Raw genomic sequence first — 17,102 nt, 5'->3', positions numbered from 1 at the left:
TCCGAAAAAAGGCAATTGCTTCAATAGTCCTGCATTCGTTATAATAGTCGAGAAAGCGGGAGGGGTAAAATATGAAAGAGACGCATATTTTAGTCGTCGACGACGAGCCCGAAATAACAGAACTGATCGGTCTTTATTTGGCCCGTGAGGGCTTCACCGTTCATGTCGCTGACAACGGGAACGATGCCCTCCGACTAGAGCAGGAAGTCAAACCGGATCTAATGATCCTCGATATATTGTTGAAACATATGGACGGCATAGAGGTTTGCCGACAGCTGCGCAAGTATTCTAGCGTACCGATTCTGTTTATCAGCTGTAAAAGTGATGATAACGACATTATACACGGTTTGACTGTCGGGGGCGACGATTATATTACGAAGCCCTTCAGTCCAAGCCAGCTTGTGGCGCGCGTAAAAGCGCATCTGCGCAGGCTGGAGCTTCAACGAAAGGCAATGGCTGAAGGCGCTCAGGAAGAATGTATGCTGGTCTTTGACGGCATGATCATTGACCTGGATGCACGTTCCGTACATATCGATGGACGTCAGGCTACACTCTCCGTCAAGGAGTTTGACCTGCTTACCTATCTGGCTCAAAGGCCAAACAAGGCTGTCCAAATTGACCATTTGTATGAAGTCGTCTGGGGGGCTGAAAGCAACGGGGATACCCGGACGCTAATGGTGCATATCAGCAACTTAAGGAAAAAAATCGAACCCGACCCGGCTAACCCGGTCTACGTGATGACGGTCCGCGGCATCGGGTACAAATTCGCAACCAAGGAAGGAATTACACATGTATATCGCTAATGAATGGAAGGATTACGAAATAATCGACACAGGAGACGGGGACAAGCTTGAGCGCTGGGGTCATATCGTACTGCGGCGGCCAGACCCGCAGATTATCTGGCCGCTGAACCCTTCGGTCAAGGAATGGAAGAGCGCGGATGCCTGGTATCACCGAAGTTCCTCCGGCGGAGGCCAGTGGCAGAACAATACCAAGCTGCCTGAGAGCTGGATCATTGAATACGGCAAGCTTCGTTTCCAGATTCGTCCGACCAGCTTCAAGCATACCGGCTTGTTCCCGGAGCAGGCCGTCAATTGGAGCTGGATGATGAATAAAATTCAAAACGCCAACCGGCCGATCAAAGTCCTCAACCTGTTTGCCTATACCGGTGGAGCGACAGTCGCTTGCGCTGCAGCCGGCGCTGAAGTCTGCCATGTTGACGCCGCAAAAGGAATGGTCCAGTGGGCCAAAGATAACGTCAAGCTGTCCGGTCTGGAGGACAGGCCCGTGCGTTTTATCACTGATGACGTGTTCAAGTTCGTTCAGCGGGAACAGCGCCGCGGCAATAAATATGATGCAATTATTATGGACCCTCCTTCCTACGGACGCGGGCCTGGCGGCGAGATGTGGAAGCTGGAGCAGAGTCTTTACCCGTTCCTGGAATCATGCAAGACCATTTTGTCGGACAATCCGTTGTTCGTTCTGATCAATTCCTATACAACCGGTCTCTCTCCTTCTGTTCTGCACAATCTGCTGCACCTGACTATCGGCAGCCAGCATAAAGGGACGATAACCTGCGGGGAAATTGGTCTGCCGATTACCAAGTCCGGCCTGAATCTGCCTTGCGGCATCCTGGGCCGCTGGGAGTCCGTATAATGAAGGCTGAACACCCGCAGGGAGCGCTGGATATCCCGATTTTGTATGAAGACAACCATCTGCTCGTTGTCGTCAAGCCGCCAGGCATTCCGTCCCAGGAAGACGAGAGCGGCGATCTGGATATGCTCACCTTGCTCAAGCAGGATCTAAAGCTTCGCTACAATAAGACCGGGAACGTATTTCTCGGGCTCGTACACCGCCTTGACCGTCCAGTCGGCGGTGTTATGCTGTTTGCCAAAACTTCAAAGGCCGCTTCACGCATGTCCGAAGCTGTCCGCTCCAGGAACTTTAACAAAACATATGCCGCCGTCGTAACCGGACGCCCTGGCAAAAATGCTGACCGGCTGAAGCACTATCTGGTTAAGGACAGCCGCACGAATACAGTCGCATGCTATCCATCTCCCGTAACCGGGAGCAAGGAAGCACTGCTGGATTATGCAATTGTCGCCTCGGACGGCAAACACAGCCTTGTCGCTGTCAAACTCCACACCGGCAGGCCGCATCAGATCCGCGTTCAATTGGCGTCTATCGGCTGTCCGCTGGCAGGCGACCATAAATACGGAAGCAGCCAAGGCAAGTCGGGACATTCCAACATTGCACTTTGGTCGACGTCGATCCGGGTGGATCATCCGATTACCAGGGAGAGCCTGCTGTTCCGCAGTATTCCGCCGCTGGAGAAGCCATGGAGCCTATGGGATGCAGACGTGCTGGAAGAGTCGACCGGCAAGATGCTGGGAGAGGAGCCGCTATGAAATTCATCCGAACAGTCGTTATCGTGATCTTGCTCACGCTTGTCATGAGCGCCTGCTTCGGCCCTACTCGTGCTCAGACACCAGGAGAATCACGGCCGCCGCTAACAAGCGATAACAGTACTCAGACACCAGCCAATCCACCAACTGATGAATCCCATCAGCCGCTTGAGGAGACCCCGGATACAAGCGGACCGGAAGAGGACCGGACTACGGAAGCGGTATGGATTGCTGCTGGCGACGTCATGATGCATACGCCCCAGTACCCCGGTTCCTATGACAGCAAGCGCAAACGTTATATATTTGACCCTTTTTTCGAGCAAGTCCGCCCTATTCTGGAAGAGGGAGATTGGACCATCGTCAATCTGGAGGTTCCGCTTGGCGGCGAGGATTTGAAGTATACCGGATATCCATTGTTTAATGCCCCTCCAGAAATGGCGGAAGCCTTGAAAAAGAGCGGAATAAATATCGTTGGCACGGCTAACAACCATGCGCTGGACCGTGGCGAAAAGGGCGTCATTCGTACCATTGCAGCCCTTAAGGAGCAAGGCTTGATCCATAATGGTACGGCCAGTTCTCAGGCTCAGGCGGACCAAGCCGTTATCATCGAAAAAAATGAGATCAGAATGGGATTTCTGGCGTATACGTATGGCACCAACGGAATTCCGATTCCGGAAGGAAAGCCGTATCTGGTCTCCCTGATTGATGAACAGCGTATGGTAGAGGATATTGAGAAGCTTAAGGCCGAGGGAGCGGATTTTATAACGGTGAATCTTCATTTCGGCATTGAATACCAATTCCAGCCCAATGAAGAGCAACAGCGGATCGCTCACAAGCTCATTGAAGCGGGCGCCGATATTATCGCAGGCTCTCACCCCCACGTTGTTCAGCCTTATGAGGTTGTCGACACTGTAAATGCTGACGGCAGCGCCAGACGCTCTGTCATTATTTATTCAATGGGAAATTTTATATCCAATCAGCAGGGCGACTTCAAGGATTACGGCGTCATCTTCCGTATTCATGTACGCAAGCAGCACGGGACGGGGGAAGTTGAATTCACGAAGATTGAGCCGATACCGACCTGGGTGTATAAATATAAGCAGAACGGTCTTAACCAGTATCGGATTCTCCCTGTAGAGGAAACGCTGTCCAAACGCAATCAGCCAGGACTCGCAGCAGGCGATTACAAACAGCTCGAGAGCTCTCTCAACCTATTAACTAAAAGGCTCAATTCCATGCTTAAATAGCGGAATCTATCTTTCCGCTCACCGGAAAAGGCTTGCTTGTGTTCGCAACCTTGCCGAGCAAATAAACGAGCAATTGCTGATTGTGGCCGGAAATCCGGTCCAGAGCATTCTGGATGTAGGTTTCACGCAGCTCCATGCCGCGTTTGGCTTCCTCCAGCCCCTTTGTAGTTACCGAGATCCATACAATACGGCGGTCTGATTGGTCCCTGGAACGGGCGATCAGACCGCCTTTTTCCATCCGGTCCAGCAAGGTCGTAATCGCAGCGGGAGTCGTCTCCAAATATTTCAGCAGGTCTGAAGGCTTCATCGGTTCATGCTCAAGCAGCAGCTCCAGTACATTAAGCTGACCCTCCGTCAGGTGTGGTGCTAACGCATCCTCCAGGTAATTTTTCCATTCCTTCGAGAATTTCATCCATAGCCTTGCAAATTCAGCAGCATGCATGGGATTACCCACCTCCTACCGATCATTATATCATTTGAAAATGTCGAAAAAAAGATTAATGGGATTAATACTTTGCGCGATTAATCGCTACGATAGAGAACATTTTGACAGCTTTAGACATATCCTTGAGTATAATATGTTGACGATGCTCGAATGCTCAGAGAGGAGGCCGTCCACATGGAGGCTCAGAAATCGGAGGTAGTAAAGAGAATTGTGGAATCCGGGCTAATAAAAGACCCCCAATGGCTGGAGCGGCTTGATGAGCCTGTACCATTGCGGGTCATGTTGGAAGCGATGCTCGAATTGCTGGATAAAGTCAATCCGCCGCATCGTCCCTATGATTAAAATGTGCTTACGCCTGCTCAGACCGGACGAACAAGCCCGTTATGCGGTCCTTCTTGTCCATAGCGGCCAGCAGCCTGCCAACAGAGCGCCGCTCATCCAGAGGGGCTTTTTCTGTGGAAACAGCCGGATGCAGTTCGCCGGATTGCAACAGCAGCGTCAGCCATCTTTCTTCTTTGCACCAGAGCGCACCGACAAGCTCGCTGCCATTCGGCCTGATCCGCTTGCCTTCCTTGAATTCAAAGGTCTGAATGCCTTTGCCGCCGCGTCCTTGAACTGGATAGTCCAATAGCAGTGTCCGTTTGCCATAACCAAGATCGCTTACGACAAGCACTTCGCCCTCATCGCCAGATACCCACAGAGCGGCAACAATCTCATCCTGGTCTTTTAATTGAATCCCTTTGACGCCAGCGGCAACACGCCCCATAGCGTTTACTTCACTCTCAGGGAAGCGGATGCTCATTCCCTGCTTGCTGACGAGCAAAATATCCTTCGTATTGTCGCTGAAAGCAACCGTAATGACTTCATCGCCTTCACCCAGCTTGCAAGCGGTAATGGCTGTCGAGCGGTTCGACTGGTAATCTTTAAGCTCCGTTCGCTTCACCTGGCCTTTGCGTGTAGCAAATACCAGCGATGCGCTTTGCTCAAAATCCTTCACCGGAATGATGCTGACAATCGCATCTTCCTTCGGCAGCGGGATGACATTGACAACAGCCGTCCCGTTCTCCTTCCATTTGAACTCAGGGATCTGATGGACAGGCAGTACAAAATACTGCCCTTTGCGCGTAAATAGCAACAGGCTGTCAATAGTATTGACCTCAAGCAGATTTCGGAGCACGTCCCCTTCCTTCACGCCTGCGCTCTCCAATTCCCCGCCCGAACGGGTAAAGGACAGCATGCTGGTGCGCTTGATGTACCCGTCCTGGCTAAGTGTGACCAGCACATCCTCCGGTGTCACCATAACCTCAAGATTGACTTTCAATTCTTCAATCTCCCCGCGGATTTCACTGCGGCGGTCAATTCCGTACTTCTCCCTGATTTCCAGCAGTTCCTCCCGGATAACGCCAAGCAGCTTCTTCTCATTCTCCAGAATCGCCTTGTAGATGGCAATCTTCCTAGAGATATCCTTCAGCTCCTTCTCCAGCGACGTAATCTCCAGATTCGTCAATCTGTACAGTTGAAGGGTCAAAATAGCGTCGGCCTGACGATCTGTGAACGCAAACTTGGCGACGAGATTGTTTTGCGCATCCTGACGGTTCTTGGATGCCTTGATCGCGACAATAATCTCGTCCAGCAAATTGAGTGCTTTGACCAGCCCTTCCAACACATGCGCGCGATCCTCGGCTTTTTCCAGCTCATACTGTGTCCGATGGGTGACGACTTCCTTCTGGTGATCAATGTAGGCCGCGAGCATATCCATAATGCCAAGCTGCTTCGGCGTCTTGTTGACAATGGCCACCATGTTGAAGTTATACGTAACTTGAAGGTCCGTCTTCTTCAGCAGATAAGCAAGAATGCCTTGGGCGTCGGCTTCCTTCTTCAGCTCGACAACGATGCGTGTCCCGTTCCGTCCGCTCTCATCGCGCACCTCGGCGATTCCTTCGACCTTCTTCTCGATGCGAATATTCTCCATCGCCGTAACCAGTCTCGACTTAACGACTTGATACGGGATTTCGGTGACAACGATCTGCTGCTTGCCGCCCCGCAGGTCCTCAATATCCGTTTTAGCACGGACGTAAATACGGCCTTTGCCTGTGGTGTACGCTTCACGAATGCCGTCCCCGCCCATAATCATGCCGCCCGTCGGGAAGTCTGGCCCTTTTACAATTTCCATAATCTCTTCCAGATTCATGCCAGGCTTGTTCATCAACGCAATACATGCGTCGATAACCTCACGCAAGTTATGCGGAGGAATCTCTGTAGCGAATCCGGCAGAAATCCCGCTAACGCCGTTAACCAGCAGGTTCGGATAACGGGACGGGAGCACGACCGGCTCCTTCGTCGTATTATCAAAGTTATCCTTGAACAACACCGTGCGCTTCTCAATATCGCGCAACAGTTCCATCGCGATCGGAGACAAGCGGGCCTCCGTATAGCGCATTGCTGCAGCTGGATCATCATCCATCGATCCCCAGTTGCCGTGTCCGTCTACAAGCGGATGCGCCATCTTCCAAGGCTGCGCCATACGCACCATGCCTTCATAAATCGAAGCATCGCCGTGGGGATGGTAGTTGCCCATGACATCCCCTACCGTCTTGGCAGACTTGCGGTATGGTTTGTCAGGCGTATTGTTCGAATCATACATCGCATACAGAATACGACGCTGCACCGGCTTGAGGCCGTCGCGAACGTCCGGGATCGCCCGGTCCTGAATAATATATTTGGAATAGCGTCCGAAGCGGTCGCCGACGACCTCTTCAAGAAACGCCGGCAGAAACTGTTCCAATGTACTCATGGCGTTTTATCCTCCTATTCCTCATATTCCTGAAAATCGACATTCTCAATAATCCAGCGCTTCCTCGGGTCAACCTTGTCCCCCATCAGCGTCGTTACCCTTCTCTCCGCCTTGGCCGCATCCTCAATCTGAACTTGCAGCAGCATACGGGTTTCCGGGTTCATTGTGGTATCCCACAGCTGATCAGGGTTCATCTCCCCAAGTCCCTTGTAACGCTGAATTTCATAGCCTTTGCCGAATTCCTTCAAGTAATTATTCAGTTGCTCATCCGTCCAGGCGTAGCGCACAGTCTCCAGCTTGCCGGATTTCCGCGTAATTTTGTACAACGGCGGCTGGGCGATATATACTTTGCCCTGGTCGATCAATTGCTTCATGTAACGGTAGAAGAACGTCAGCAGCAGCACCTGAATATGCGCGCCGTCCGTATCCGCATCCGTCATGATAATAATTTTATTGTAATTGGTCTCGGACACTTCGAATTCAGGTCCAACCCCGGCCCCAATTGCAGAAATGATCGCTTTATACTCCTCATTCTTGAGGATATCGGCAAGCTTGGCCTTCTCCGGGTTAAGGGGCTTGCCCTTGAGCGGCAGAATCGCCTGATGCTTGGAATCCCGTCCCTGCTTGGCCGAGCCACCGGCAGAATCGCCCTCTACGATAAACAGCTCATTGCGCAAATAGTCCTTGGACTGGGCAGGCGTCAGCTTGCCGTTCAGGTTGGAGCTTTCACTGCGCTTCTTGCCGCTGCGGATTTCGTCGCGCGCTTTACGCGCGGCTTCACGGGCGCGGCTCGCCTGGATCGCTTTTTTGATCAGCGACTGTCCGACCTGCGGGTTTTCTTCCAGAAAGACCTGCATCTTATCGGATACGATGGCATCGACCGCGCTCCGCGCCGAGGCGCTCCCCAGTTGATCCTTCGTCTGTCCCACGAATTCGACTTCGGACATTTTGATGTTAATGACCGACATCATACCTTCGCGCAGATCATTGCCGTCGAGATTTTTATCTTTCTCCTTGAGCAGCGCATTTTTGCGGGCATAGTCATTCATCACTCGCGTATAAGCGGTTTTGAAGCCCGTTTCATGCGTACCGCCGCCGCGAGTCGGAATCGAGTTGACGAAGGAAGCAATCGTCTCGGTGTAGCCATCGTTATATTGGAGAGCCACTTCAACTTCAATGTCGTCCTTTTCCCCGACAAAATGAACCGCATCATGCAGCACATTTTTTTCCTCATTCAGAAACTGGACAAATTCTCGCGCCCCGCCCTCGTAATGAAAAAGCTCCTGCTTGCCTGAGCGCTCGTCCTTAACAACGATTTTCAGCCCGGAGTTCAGAAAAGCAATTTCCTGCAGACGCTCGGATAGTGTATCGAAATTTATCGTTATATTGCCGTGAAATACACGCGCATCCGGCTTGAATGTTACCTTGGTGCCGGTCCGATTCGTATTCCCGGTCACTTCGAGTCCGGTAACCGGCTCGCCTACATGCTCTTTGCCATCCCCATCTACCCAATAGGCAAATTTCTGCTTATGTATTTTGCCGTCACGGTAAATCTCGACTTCCAGCCACTCGGACAGCGCATTCGTAACCGAAGCGCCAACTCCGTGCAGTCCACCGGATTTCTTGTATCCCCCGCCGCCGAATTTACCGCCGGCATGAAGGATCGTATACACAACCTGCGGTGTTGGAATCCCCATCTTGTGCATGCCAGTCGGGATGCCGCGTCCATTGTCCTTGACTGTAACGGACTGGTCGCCATGCACAACGACTTCTATTGCATCGCAGTATTTGGCCAAATGCTCATCTACCGCGTTATCGACAATTTCCCATATCAGATGATGGAGCCCCGACGAAGTCGTGCTCCCTATATACATCCCTGGCCGCTTTCTTACGGCTGTCAGCCCTTCAAGTACCTGAATATCATCAGCGCCGTAATTGCCGTCCGAGGCCCGCGGGCCTGCGGCAAAGATATCAAGCTGCTCGGTCATATGCGTCCCCCTTGCTAATCTGTCACTTCAAGCTATTTTAATTCAAGATGTCCTGTTTCGTAAAGACGCCAAACGAGATGATCAGGGCAATCAGGCCCCAAACCGCAAGCACGCCGACTGAAAACAGCATCGTCATTCCTTCAATTGGCGGCGGCGCCCCCTCGAGATAGGACGTCAGTTGAAGGTTTACGGAAAAGATATATTTGGCGCTATCCCATGCTGCAGCCATATTGGAGAGAATCGTACCCGCAATAATCGTCGCCATCATCGTTACAATGCTGGCAGCTGTGCTGCGCACAAGTACGGATACCATCATGGCCAGCAAGCCGACAATAACGGCCGAGAACCAGGCCAGACCTGCCTGCATTAAAATATAGAGCCAATGCGGCACCGCGTGAACCCCGCTGGTATCCACCTCCGCGCCGTTGATTATAAAGCCGGTAAACACCGGCAGCTTCCAGCCCCCGTACCCGAAAAAGACGCCTGATATAGCATAACACAGAATGAGCGTGGAAATAATCGTCAGGGAAATATAAAAAATGAGCGCCACCAGCTTGGAAAGCAATATTTTCCACCTTCGGACAGGTCTTGTCAACAACATTTTTATCGTACCGCTGGAACGTTCCCCCGAAATCAGGTCCGAACCGATCGCCAGCACAAGGAGCGGAATAAATAATGTCACCGCATTATTCATAAAACCACGGGTAAAGGTTACCGCGTTGGGCGCACTGGGATCAACATCATTTTCCAGATAATACGTCAGCTGCTGAACCATAATTCTACGGTATTGCTTCCACTCTTCCGGAATTCGGTCACTCGTCAGCGCATTTTGATAGTCGGCAATTTGCTGAATAAGCTGGCTGCGCCAATCGGTAAATTTATCTTTATTGTTCTCTGCCATTCGCATTTGGGCATAGGTAAATATCGGAATAAGGATGGCGAGAATGAACAGGATGACAAAGAATCTTTTTTTCTTCCAGATCTTCAATGTTTCGTTCTGGATTAACGGCAGCAAATTAGACAATGCCCTCTCCCTCCGTCAGCTTCAGAAATAATTCTTCCAGTGTCGGTGAAACCTTCTGGACAGCTTCGACGCCGATGCCGCCGGCTACCAGCTTTTGAACAATACCGGGAATTGCTCCCGGAGCAACTGTAGTTATAATCGCGTCGGGAATCGCCGTCAGTACGGCATCCTCGATCCCGTGCTCACCCTGCCCAAGAAGCGTAACCTCCTGAAGTCCCGAGAGCAATGCCACCGCCTGCTCGCGCCTGTCTACCTGCCACAGCACATAGCTGGCATTCTCGTCGATCAGTTCGCTCACTGTTCCTACCGCAAGCACGCGCCCTCCGTTTATAATCGCAACGCGATCACACATTAACTGGATCTCGCTTAACAGATGACTGGAAATAAACAGGCTCATTCCCTGGGACGCCAGCATACGGACAAACTCCCGCAGCTCTTTTATACCCTTGGGATCAAGGCCGTTCGTCGGCTCGTCGAGAATAAGCAGCTTTGGGCGCGCGAGCAGCGCCTGCGCGATTCCAAGCCGCTGCCTCATCCCAAGCGAGTAGGTTTTCACTTTATCATGAATCCGCTGATCCATGCCGACGATATCGACAACCTCCTGAATACGGTCCTGGCCGATCCCCGGCTGCATTCTGGCGAAATGGTCCAGATTTTCCCATCCACTCAAGTACGGATAGACCTCCGGATTCTCTACAATGCAGCCTACATGGCGCAGCGCCTGCTCGGGCTGCTTCTGCACATTGTAGCCGCCAATCATCACCTTCCCTCCGGTTGGCTTGATCAGGTCTACCAGCATCCGGATCGTCGTTGTTTTCCCGGAGCCGTTAGGTCCGAGGAAGCCGAAAATTTCACCGGGCCTCACATCAAAACTGACCTCATGTATGATCCACTTTCCCTTGATCCGTTTGCGCAGCCCTTCTACAGAAAGTACTGCCGCATCGCTTCTATTTGATCGTTGAGTATCTGTCGCCATCCATCTTGCCTCCTCTAGTGCAGCATTTGGACAATTCTTTCCGCAATATGGGCATAGCCCTCGCTATTTGGATGAAAGCGGTCAGAAGCCAGATAAGTGCCCGCCTCATCTTCGAACAGGTCAAATATCGGAACCAGCTTCATATTCGGGTAGGAAAAGCTGAGCTCGTAGGCTTTGTCATTCCATTTTTGTACCTGAAGGCTGCCTGAACGCAACTCCGGTATCGGATAAAAAGGATTATACAGCCCAACATAGACAACCCGGGCATCAGGATTAGCGCGGTTCACCAACTGGAATACTTGATCCAGCCGTCCAAGCCCGTCCGAAAGCTGATTGCCGATCTCCTCTGCACCGAAATCCGCAGTGCCGCTGTCCGTTCTTAATGCAGTCTGCGCAAGCTTGGACAAATCATTGCCGCCAATCGTGAACAGGATCAGGTCCGCCTGCTTCAGCGCATATTGCATGCCGGCGTCCTGCTGAAGCTTGTCAATCAATTGATCGGTACGCAAGCCGTTAATGGCCACATTATTAACGAGCTTGACCCGATTGCCCAGCTTCTGCGACAATCCGGCTACAACCCGACGGACATAACCCTCACCGGTAGCATCGCCTGTGCCTTTGGTCAGCGAGTCGCCAATGGCGACGATTTTAAGCTCTTCCTTGGCGCCAAGCTGCGGCTGCTGACCTGCCAACGGGGGCTCAGTTCCCAATACCAGTGCAGGCGGCCTCAAAATATCGCTCACAGCGTAGGCAAAACCGAACAGCAGCAGCAAGCTTGCCAGCACTGCGGCGCTTGCAATTGTCCGCCACAGAATGGCCCCGCCCCTGGAACGCTTGTTCATACGTGTCGTCTCCCCTTCCTATCTCACTCCCGAAATCATTTACATGCTCAAACCGGCTCATACGAGTGACCGTCCCGGCACGCATCAAATCGTTGCTTGTATATTTTAAAATATATGTTCTTGGCGCAATTTGCAAATTATGCATCATAATTATAGAACACATGTTCTATTTATTCAATAAAAAACAGGACTGCCCCGGAATCACCATGCAGCCCTGCACCCTGTCCTATAATGCTGTAAACAAATTATTCGATATACAAAAGACCGGCCGCCTGTCTTGCCGTCTCCCGGGCCTGCTCCACATCCTCCGCTGTACTTAGGGCAACCGCCATCCGACGTCCCGGCTTCGTGGATGGCTTGCCGAACAGGCGCACCTGAGTATTCGGAAGCGCCAATGCCTGTTCAACCCCGCCGATTCGAAAATCCGACTGCTCGCGCTCTGCCTTCAGCGTGCTGCTTGCACCCGGCGTCAGCAGTCTTATCCCTGGAATCGGGAAGCCCAGAATGGCGCGTACATGCAGCGCAAACTCCGACAAGTCCTGAGTTGCCATCGTGACCATGCCGGTATCATGCGGACGCGGCGATACTTCGCTGAACAGCACGCCATCCCGGGTCAAAAACAGCTCCACCCCGTAAATGCCATACCCTCCAAGCGCTTCGGTCACTTTAGCCGCAATTTGCTGCGCCTGCTCAAGGTCAGCCTCGCTAACATGATGCGGCTGCCAGGATTCCACATAGTCTCCATCCTGCTGAATATGGCCAATCGGCGCACAAAAGGTTGTACCGGAGACAGAACGGACCGTCAGCAAGGTGATTTCGGAATCAAAGCGGACGAAGCCCTCGACGATTATTTTCTGTTTCTTGGCTCTCCCGCCCTCAAGCGCCATATTCCAGCAACCTTCAAGCTCCGCCTCACTGCGGCAAACACTCTGGCCTTTGCCCGATGAGCTCATAATCGGCTTGATTACACAGGGAAAACCAAGCTCGGCGGCAGCAGCCCGCAACTCCTCCAGCGATTCGGCAAACCGGTACGGCGCGGTCGGGAATCCAAGCTCCTCCGCGGCAAGCCTGCGGATTCCTTCACGATCCATTGTCAGTCTGGCCGCTTTTGCGGTCGGTACAACATGATAGCCTTCCTGTTCGAGCTCCACAAGCATGTCGGTAGCGATTGCTTCAATCTCAGGCACAATATAATCCGGGCGTTCCCGTTCAATAATTTCCCGCAATGCTTGTCCGTCCAGCATATCAATGCTGTAAGAGCGATGCGCCGCCTGCATCGCAGGAGCATGATCGTAACGGTCAACGGCAATCGTTTCCACACCAAGCCGCTGCGCTTCCAGAATAACCTCCTTGCCAAGCTCTCCGGAGCCGAGCAGCAGCATTTTTACAGCATGTGAAGAGAGTGGTGAACCAAACATATAGAAAAAACCTCCTGGAAGCGAATGTCTCCCGGCAAGCGCCGGGAGCACGATCTTTTTCTTCCATTGTGGAGGTTTTTTACGGATAAAGTCAAGCTTAAATGATAGGAGCCGCAGCTGGTTTCAGCCAGCTTCCTTGCGTCTAAGCCGACAGAAAACGGTATTGCGCCTCAATCAAGCCGTGATAGATTCCCTTATGACGAATCAATTCATCATGATTGCCTTCTTCCATAACGACGCCATGGTCAAGCACGACAATTTTGTCCGCATGGCGAATCGTTGACAAACGGTGGGCAATGATGAAAGAGGTACGTCCGAACAACAGTGTTTTGAGCGCCTCCTGAATTTTCAATTCTGTCTCGGTATCAATGCTGGCTGTCGCCTCATCCAGAATCAGAACCCTCGGGTCAGCCAGCAGCGCACGCGCAAAGGACAACAGTTGTCGCTCTCCCATGGATAGCACATTGCCACGCTCCTCTACCTGAGTGTCGTAGCCGTCCGGCAGCAACTTAATAAATTCATGCGCATTAACCGCCTGTGCCGCCAGTTCCACCTCTTCATCAGTAGCATCCAGTCTGCCGTAACGGATATTATCACGAATGGAGCCGGAGAAAATAAAGGTGTCCTGAAGCACGATGCTGACCTGGGAACGAAGGCTCTCCAGCGTAACATCGCGAATATCCTGCCCGTCGATCAGTACGCGCCCTTGCACAGGGTCATAGAAACGACAGAGCAAATTAATAATTGTGCTTTTCCCCGAACCTGTATGGCCGACAAGCGCAATCGACTGCCCCGCCTGCGCCTCCAGATTAATATTTTTAAGTGCAGGACGGCCAGCCTCATACTCAAATACGATATTTTCGAATTTGACATGCCCCTCAATTTCTTTCAGTCTTTTCGGCTCCTGCAGTTCAGGCACGCTAGGCTTCTCATCTATAAATTCGAAGATGCGTTCGGAGGAAGCCATCGCAATCAGCAACTGGGAGTACATCTGTCCCAGACGATTGATCGGGTCCCAGAAGTTGCCGATATAATTGGCGAAGCCGACCAGGACGCCCACTGTAATGACGCTCGTCTGAATCAGATGAGAGCCGTACCAGAACAGGATAAGCGTGCCGATTGCCGATGTAATCTCGATCACCGGACCAAAGGTCTGGTTGAGCGCCGAGGCCTTGTGCCAGGCCTTCATATTGACTTTGTTCATATGGTCGAAATAATGAATATTGTTCTTTTCCTGCACATACGCTTGCGTCACCTTGATGCCCTGGATGCTTTCGTTCAAATGCGCATTAATGCGCGATTGCTTCGTCCGCACATCCTGCCAGGCAAAGCGGATGCGCTTGCGCAGGCTGGTCGAGACGATAAACATCAGCGGTACGGTAATCATCACCGCAGCGCCAAGTTGGAAATTCCAAAGGAGCAAAATGACGACGATGCCTACGAGTTGCACGCAGTCCATCATCAGGTTCACAACCCCGTTGGTAAACAAATCCTGCAGGGCATTAATATCATTCGTAACCCGTACCAGCACCGAACCGGCCGGGCGCTTGTCGAAGAAGCGGAAGGACAACTTCTGGATATGGCTGAACAAATCATGACGCAGATCATAGATGATGCGCTGCCCGATAATGTTCGTATACCGAATGCGAAGCGTGTTAGCGCCCCATTGGATAATATATAAGGCCAGCATAATTGCAGCATACGTGTACAACAGCGTCATGCTCGGGCTGCCTTCCTTCGGCCAGATCGCTTCGTCGATGGCGAGAATAATCAAGGCCGGGATCGCCAGCCGTGTGGCTGTTCCGAGTATCATCATTGTGATAATAATCGGCAAAAGCTGCTTTCTGTAGGGTTTCATATAATGAAACAGACGGCCTAGCTGCGCCCAGTTAAAAGGCTTTTCAATAACCTCATCATCCTCGTATACAAAGCGTTCCCGCTTGCTTGAGGCTTTGCTTTGCTGCTGGCTCAATGCGCGACCCTTCTTTCTTTGCCGTCCCCGTCAACGGAATTGGATTGCACAGGACGATCGGCGTATTGAATATGATAAGTATCCTGATAATGTCCCGGCACGGCGATCAGCTCTTCATGCGTTCCCCGCTGGATAACTTCACCGTTGTCCAGAACTATAATTTCATCGGCATGGCGCAGGGAAGAAATCCGGTGCGCAACGATAAAGGTTGTTCGACCTGCCATCAGTTCGCGGAAACCTGCTTGGATCTCATGCTCAGTCTCCATATCCACGGCGCTTGTCGCGTCGTCAAGAAACAGAATGCGCGGATTTTTGATCAGTGCTCTGGCGATTGCAATCCGCTGCTTCTGGCCGCCCGACAAGCCGAGACCGCGCTCCCCGACCACTGTATCGTAGCCTAGCGGCAGTTCCATAATGAAATCATGCGCCTTGGCAAGCTGGCATGCCCGAATAATTTCGTCCATCGTCACCTCATTGATCCCGTAGGCAATGTTGTCGCGAATGGAGGCGGAGAACAGGAAGGTTTCCTGGAATACCGTTGCAATTTGGCTGCGGAGGCTGGCAATATCGATTTTGCGGATGTCGTGGCCGTCAAGGGTGATCTGGCCTTCCTGAATGTTGTACGCCCGCATCAGCAGTTGGCTGACCGTTGATTTCCCTGAGCCAGTTCCTCCTAAAAGCCCGATAACCTTGCCCGGAGGAGCATCGAAGGTCAGTTCCTTGAGCGCCGGCTGCTTGCCCTCGTAGCTGAAAGTCACCTTGTCAAAACAAACATGGCCTTTCACCTTTTCATCCTCGAGCGTAACGGCACGCTCATCATTTTTGACATGAACGTACTGGTTGAACAGTTCCAGCACACGCTCGCCTGATGCCTTGGACTGCGTATAGTTGTTGATATGGAAACCAAGTCCCCACATAGGAGATACGATATACCAGATCAGACTGAAAAAGGCGACCAGTTCTCCGAGCAGCAGCTGCTGGTTAATGACAAGTGTGCCGCCTGCGACAAGAAGAATAACGATACATAAGCTTGCCAGCAGTTCCATGACCGGGAAGTAGTTCCCCCAAATTTTGGCCGCGCGGATCTGGTTTTCTTTGTACTCTTCACTCCGTTCGGAAAATTTGCCGACCTCATGCGGCTCCCTGGCAAAGGACTTGACCGTCCTTACGCCCGTAATATTCTCCTGTACTGCGGTCGTCAGATGACTCATCGCCAGCCGCATCTCCTGGAAGGCGGGATGAATCCTTTTCTCAAATCTGAGTGCTGTTAAAGCGAGCAGCGGCATCGTTACAAATGTGATCAGCGTCAGCTGCCAGTTGATGTAGATCATCAATGCACCGCCGAACAGAACCATCAGAATCATATTCAAAATTTGGGCAAATCCGAAGCCGACAAAATTGCGGATCGCTTCCAGATCGGCAGTCAACCGGGACATCAGGTCACCGGTCTTGGCTTTGTCATAGTACTGAAAGGACAAATATTGCAGTTTCTTGTAACTCTCATTGCGCAGCCTGTAAGCGACTCGGTTGCCAAGACGCCCCCCGAAGAAACCGTGTACAAACTGCAAAAGGCCCTTCAAAATGACAACGCCTACAACTGTCAGAGCAATTGTTGGAACTAGATCAAATTGACCGCCCAATATGGCGTCGTCGATGAGGGTTTTCAGCATGAGCGGATAGACTAGTCCCAGCGCAGTCGCACAAATAAGGCTGATAATGGATGCCGCCAGAAGCCTGCGTTCCGGCCAATAATAGTCTTTCAGTTGCTTAAAGACGTCCAATGAACTCTCTCCCCGTTACAAAATTTTAGACATGAGAGAATCTTAACAGCATCCTCCCTAGACGGCAAACATCTGATCTGACCATATTTGGAACTAAGACACGATTTGTTCACAAATTGCAGACAGATGGCAGGGTATTCTTTCGAATATTCCAAATTGGTATGTAAAGGTGCCAAATGCTCCGTTTTTGGCATCACACAGGGACTGCCC

General features: G+C 51.7%; 14 protein-coding genes. 5 read left to right on the top strand and 9 right to left on the bottom strand.

The window, feature by feature from the left end; translation table 11 throughout:
• Positions 1-71 precede the first annotated feature (71 nt).
• The 4 genes from JFN88_RS20585 to JFN88_RS20570 are packed head-to-tail and all read left to right on the top strand — an operon-like array spanning position 72 to position 3,652.
• The gene (locus JFN88_RS20585; protein WP_199021140.1) at positions 72-803 is read left to right on the top strand and encodes a response regulator; all 732 of its coding nucleotides are present in this window, start codon (positions 72-74) and stop codon (positions 801-803) included.
• The gene (locus JFN88_RS20580) at positions 790-1,656 is read left to right on the top strand and encodes a class I SAM-dependent methyltransferase (protein WP_199021139.1); all 867 of its coding nucleotides are present in this window, start codon (positions 790-792) and stop codon (positions 1,654-1,656) included. Before JFN88_RS20585 ends, JFN88_RS20580 begins: the two co-directional genes overlap by 14 nt.
• A complete protein-coding gene (locus tag JFN88_RS20575) occupies positions 1,656-2,408 on the top strand; it encodes an RluA family pseudouridine synthase (RefSeq protein WP_199021138.1) in 753 nt (250 codons plus the stop codon). Before JFN88_RS20580 ends, JFN88_RS20575 begins: the two co-directional genes overlap by 1 nt.
• On the top strand, positions 2,405-3,652 hold the full coding sequence (locus tag JFN88_RS20570; protein ID WP_199021137.1) for a CapA family protein: 1,248 nt from the start codon (positions 2,405-2,407) through the stop codon (positions 3,650-3,652). Before JFN88_RS20575 ends, JFN88_RS20570 begins: the two co-directional genes overlap by 4 nt.
• Here JFN88_RS20570 and JFN88_RS20565 read toward each other — a convergent pair.
• A complete protein-coding gene (locus JFN88_RS20565; protein ID WP_199021136.1) occupies positions 3,645-4,094 on the bottom strand; it encodes a MarR family winged helix-turn-helix transcriptional regulator in 450 nt (149 codons plus the stop codon). The two genes, JFN88_RS20570 and JFN88_RS20565, sit on opposite strands and share 8 nt — an antisense overlap.
• Positions 4,095-4,271: 177 nt before the next feature.
• Here JFN88_RS20565 and JFN88_RS20560 point away from each other — a divergent pair, with 177 nt between their 5' ends.
• The gene (locus JFN88_RS20560; protein ID WP_199021135.1) at positions 4,272-4,439 is read left to right on the top strand and encodes a hypothetical protein; all 168 of its coding nucleotides are present in this window, start codon (positions 4,272-4,274) and stop codon (positions 4,437-4,439) included.
• Positions 4,440-4,446: 7 nt separating this feature from the next.
• Here JFN88_RS20560 and gyrA read toward each other — a convergent pair whose 3' ends face one another.
• The 8 genes from gyrA to JFN88_RS20520 form a co-directional block, all read right to left on the bottom strand.
• Positions 4,447-6,891, bottom strand: coding sequence for a DNA gyrase subunit A (gene gyrA, locus JFN88_RS20555; protein ID WP_199021134.1), 2,445 nt, complete (start codon positions 6,889-6,891; stop codon positions 4,447-4,449).
• A gap of 14 nt (positions 6,892-6,905) precedes the next feature.
• Positions 6,906-8,879 carry a DNA topoisomerase IV subunit B gene (gene parE, locus JFN88_RS20550; protein WP_199021133.1) on the bottom strand — a complete coding sequence of 658 codons (1,974 nt, stop codon included), beginning with the start codon at positions 8,877-8,879 and terminating at the stop codon, positions 6,906-6,908.
• A gap of 37 nt (positions 8,880-8,916) precedes the next feature.
• Positions 8,917-9,903: an ABC transporter permease gene (locus JFN88_RS20545; RefSeq protein ID WP_199021132.1), complete on the bottom strand. Its 987-nt coding sequence runs from the start codon at positions 9,901-9,903 to the stop codon at positions 8,917-8,919.
• Complete coding sequence (locus JFN88_RS20540; protein WP_199021131.1) at positions 9,896-10,879, bottom strand: ABC transporter ATP-binding protein; 984 nt, start codon at positions 10,877-10,879, stop codon at positions 9,896-9,898. The genes JFN88_RS20545 and JFN88_RS20540 overlap by 8 nt, the downstream gene beginning before the upstream one ends.
• Before the next feature lie 14 nt (positions 10,880-10,893).
• On the bottom strand, positions 10,894-11,721 hold the full coding sequence (locus tag JFN88_RS20535; RefSeq protein WP_199021130.1) for a GDSL-type esterase/lipase family protein: 828 nt from the start codon (positions 11,719-11,721) through the stop codon (positions 10,894-10,896).
• A 245-nt stretch (positions 11,722-11,966) separates the two neighbouring features.
• Positions 11,967-13,139: a formate-dependent phosphoribosylglycinamide formyltransferase gene (gene purT, locus JFN88_RS20530; RefSeq protein ID WP_199021129.1), complete on the bottom strand. Its 1,173-nt coding sequence runs from the start codon at positions 13,137-13,139 to the stop codon at positions 11,967-11,969.
• A 142-nt stretch (positions 13,140-13,281) separates the two neighbouring features.
• Positions 13,282-15,111: an ABC transporter ATP-binding protein gene (locus tag JFN88_RS20525; protein WP_199021128.1), complete on the bottom strand. Its 1,830-nt coding sequence runs from the start codon at positions 15,109-15,111 to the stop codon at positions 13,282-13,284.
• Positions 15,108-16,892, bottom strand: coding sequence for an ABC transporter ATP-binding protein (locus tag JFN88_RS20520; RefSeq protein WP_199021127.1), 1,785 nt, complete (start codon positions 16,890-16,892; stop codon positions 15,108-15,110). The genes JFN88_RS20525 and JFN88_RS20520 overlap by 4 nt, the downstream gene beginning before the upstream one ends.
• Positions 16,893-17,102 lie beyond the last annotated feature (210 nt).

Source organism: Paenibacillus roseus (assembly GCF_016424485.1).
In the GTDB taxonomy this organism is placed as follows: Bacteria; Bacillota; Bacilli; order Paenibacillales; family Paenibacillaceae; genus Paenibacillus_D; species Paenibacillus_D roseus.
Note: the sequence above shows the minus strand (reverse complement) of the source record. Positions and strands in the feature narration are given on the sequence as shown.